Source organism: Clostridium grantii DSM 8605 (genome assembly GCF_900129965.1).
Lineage (GTDB): Bacteria > Bacillota > Clostridia > Clostridiales > Clostridiaceae > Clostridium_AF > Clostridium_AF grantii.
This window is the reverse complement of the sequence record NZ_FQXM01000063.1, coordinates 1-3,561: the sequence shown is the minus strand read 5'-3', so window position 1 is coordinate 3,561 and position 3,561 is coordinate 1. Positions and strand designations below refer to the sequence as shown.

General features: G+C 28.1%; 4 protein-coding genes. All 4 read left to right on the top strand.

What is annotated here, in order from left to right; all coding sequences use genetic code 11:
• Positions 1-492 (top strand): S8 family serine peptidase (locus tag BUB83_RS20870; RefSeq protein WP_159434132.1); only part of this gene is annotated, 492 nt, incomplete at its 5' end.
• A gap of 100 nt (positions 493-592) precedes the next feature.
• Positions 593-1,465: a hypothetical protein gene (locus BUB83_RS20865; RefSeq protein ID WP_073341012.1), complete on the top strand. Its 873-nt coding sequence runs from the start codon at positions 593-595 to the stop codon at positions 1,463-1,465.
• A gap of 481 nt (positions 1,466-1,946) precedes the next feature.
• Positions 1,947-2,159, top strand: coding sequence for a hypothetical protein (locus tag BUB83_RS20860; protein ID WP_073341011.1), 213 nt, complete (start codon positions 1,947-1,949; stop codon positions 2,157-2,159).
• A gap of 580 nt (positions 2,160-2,739) precedes the next feature.
• Positions 2,740-3,456, top strand: coding sequence for a Fic family protein (locus BUB83_RS20855; RefSeq protein ID WP_073341010.1), 717 nt, complete (start codon positions 2,740-2,742; stop codon positions 3,454-3,456).
• The last annotated feature ends 105 nt before the right edge of the window (positions 3,457-3,561 follow it).

Below are 3,561 nucleotides of genomic sequence, written 5' to 3'. Positions count from 1 at the left end.
GGTATTATAGCCGCTTCAATGAATGAATTTGGAGTTGTAGGTATGGTGCCAGATGCTGATATTTATGCTATCAAAGCATTGGACAGTAATGGCGATGGTTATGTATCTGATATTATTGAAGGAATTGATTGGGCAATTAAAAATCACCTTGATATTCTTAATTTGAGCATATCTACAGTTAATAATTCAGAAAGCTTTCATGACATTGTAAAAAAGGCCAATGAAACTGGAATGATTATGGTTGCCGCAGCAGGTAATAATTATGGGGGCTCTTCTGAATTTCCAGCAGCATATCCAGAAGTATTATCAGTTGGTGCTATTGATGAAAATGGGTCAATTGCTGATTTTTCGGCTTTAGAAGGTGTAGATGTATATGCGCCAGGATCAGATATTTATTCTACATTCATAAATGGTAGATATGAGAGTATGAGTGGTACTTCTATGGCAGTTCCACATGTGGTTGGGTTAAAATGCCTTAAAGCTATAAATTAAACAACAATTAAAATTATTATAGTGTGTTTCGGTAAATTTGATACATAGACAAACACATATAGGATATTATAAAAAAAGGTTTTGGAGAGGGTTTTTTTTAGTGATAAAATTTGTGAATTTAGTTCTATCTATAATGTTAAGCTGTCTTATTTTAATGCCAACCACTGCTTTAGCAAGTTCAAATTCAAACACAATTACTATCAATGAATATGAACAATATAAAAGTTTAAAGGAACTAAAAGATTTTGAATTAGAAGAATTAGGATATACTAAAGAAGATATAAAAGAGTTTAAGAATTTAGATTATAAAAAAGAGTTAAAAGATAGATCTAAACTTTCAAAAGAACAATTGAAAAACATGGGTTATTCAGACGAGAAGATTAATGGTTTAAAATCGTATGATGGGAGTGAAGAACAAACAAGTACCTTATCAGCAACTCTTTCACTTTCTTCAAATATTTATTCAGCTAGTGCAACTAAATATAAAGTTAATTTCAATTGGGCTTGGTCGTCAGCACCAATATTTTGGGGTAATGATGTAGTAGGATGTGCATGGAGTGGAACAAACCCTAGTTCTCAACCAATGAATCTTGCATATTCAAGTAATAGTTACCATACAATATACTACAAGTGGACTGATACTGGAAAAACTTATTCTCAGACAGGTGCAATAACAAGACTAAATGATTACGGACTTGTTGCAATGCATTTTTCAGAAGGAACTAATTTAGGAGAAGGAATAGGTACCTATGCATACAAAGGAAGCGGAAGAATCGAAGTAAATACAATAAATTCAGCTACTTCTCAAGAAATTTGTATGCGATTTGAATATGGACATAATACAATAGGTTTAAAACCAAGCGTTTCTGCAAGTGGTTCAGGAGTAGGTCTAAATATATCTTTTTCATGGTACATTGATACGATAGCCACATCTATGCATAGATACAATAGATATGGGAGTACATTAAGTTAATTTGTTTTTAACATTCAATTCTTAAAACTGAGAAAATTAAAATCTATATACTGTGCAGTAAAAACTTTACATTGGACCAAGTAAAATATCCAATCTTCAAGGATTTTGCGAGAGTTCAATGTAATATGTTTTTCGCAACAGATAATATTAAAAAGTTTTTAGCTAATCAACTATAGTAAATATACTATAGTTGATTAGTCTTATTGAAATCTATACGTATATTATTCAAATCTTATGTGGTATATTAGGTGTAAATGGTGCTATTTTATAAAAGGTGGATGATAGTTTATTTGAAATCATAGTAATTGATATATTGATGTATTTTTAAAATATCTTTATTTATATGAATAAAAATTAACAGGGTTGATGTTATAAAGTGTGTTTTATGTTCTATGATTTTGGGATATGAAAGATAACTATAACAAGAGCATGCTTTAATATATATTTGCGTTTACTAATTGTGAAAGGAGTGATGATTAACATGAAAAACTATAAAAAACATTTTATAATATTTGTGGGCGTACTTACATTCATACTCACTAGCATTTCAGCAGTAATTTTATCTAATATATTCAATTATGATGATGTATTAATGGAGACATTAGTAAATATATTTTTTGCTATTAATTTTTTATCTGGATTATTTGTAGCATGTACTGTGGCAATAATTTATGCTATTCAAAATAAGAAATAAATGTTAACAGCAAGTGGGCTGCATCTCACTAGGGTAACTATTACTTGGGAAAAACAGTAAATTGATTAGTTACAATTTAGAGTGAGCATCAGTGGTTGGAGTAGTTATTGGTGCTTATTTTAGGGTGAGAGAACTGTGAATTAGGAAAAAATTAAATAATGACTATACAGAACATTGTATAGTCATTATTTTTTATTATGTTCGAAATTCTTACAAATATTATTAAAAGTAAAATGAGTTAAGATATAATAAAATTTGAAAAGAACAAAAATAAAAAGAACAAAAAGAATAAAATAATTTAAATATGATATAATTTAAGGTAAGAGTATAACAAGATAAGAGGTGATAATAATGAAAGCAAAGTATATAAATCCATTCACAGATTATGGATTTAAGAAGTTATTTGGAGAAGAAGGTAGTAAAAGATTGAGAATGCGTTAGAAAAAGGATATAGCCTAGATGTTATTACAGAAATATTAGGAGTATCTAGTGATGAAGTAGAAAATGTGAGAAATAAAATTAAATAATAAAATGATTAAATAGCATATGGTTTTAGATAATATGAAGTTAGAGGTGTTTTATGAGAATTACAATAGAACAAATACAAACAATAATGAAGTTCCCCAATTCTATTTATGATGAGATAAAAAATGAATTTTTATATCATTCGAATAAGATAGAAGGAAGTACATTTACAAGAGAAAACTTAGCTAAATATTTAGATAAACAAATAATTGAAGGTTCTCATAAAGTTGATGATGTATATGAAACAATTAACTCAGTAGAACTATTTGATTTTGTTGTAGTTACTTTAGGAGAAAAATTAACAAAAACTTTAATGTTAGAGTTTCATAGAATGTTAAAGAAAAATACAAGAGATTTTCATCATGGATTTTCTGGAGTGTGGAAGAAGATACCTAATCAAATAACAGGTTCAGATATTGTTCTAGCTCAACCTTGGGAAGTTGATATGAGAATAGATGATTTGTTAAATTGGTGGGAAAATTCAGAAAAAAATTTTAAATCTATAGTTAAATTTCATGGAGAGTTTGAAAAAATCCATCCTTTTCAAGATGGGAATGGTAGAGTAGGAAGATTTATAATGTTGAAGCAGTGTATTGAAAACAATATTAGTTTAATAGGAATAGACGAAAAGTATAATGATGAATATAAAAATGCAATTTGCCAAGGCCAGAAAACAGGGGATTATAATGAACTAGAAAAAGTATTTGAGAAGTGTCAAGAATTTTTACATGAAAAAAATCAAATGCTGTTAGATACAATTAAATGTTTGTAAATTGAGGTTTTTCTTAGAAAAACTTTTAATCAAATAAAAAGATTTGTAACTTTATAGAGAAAACCTGTTAACTATTAATTTATATGTAAGGGTTAGCTATATGTG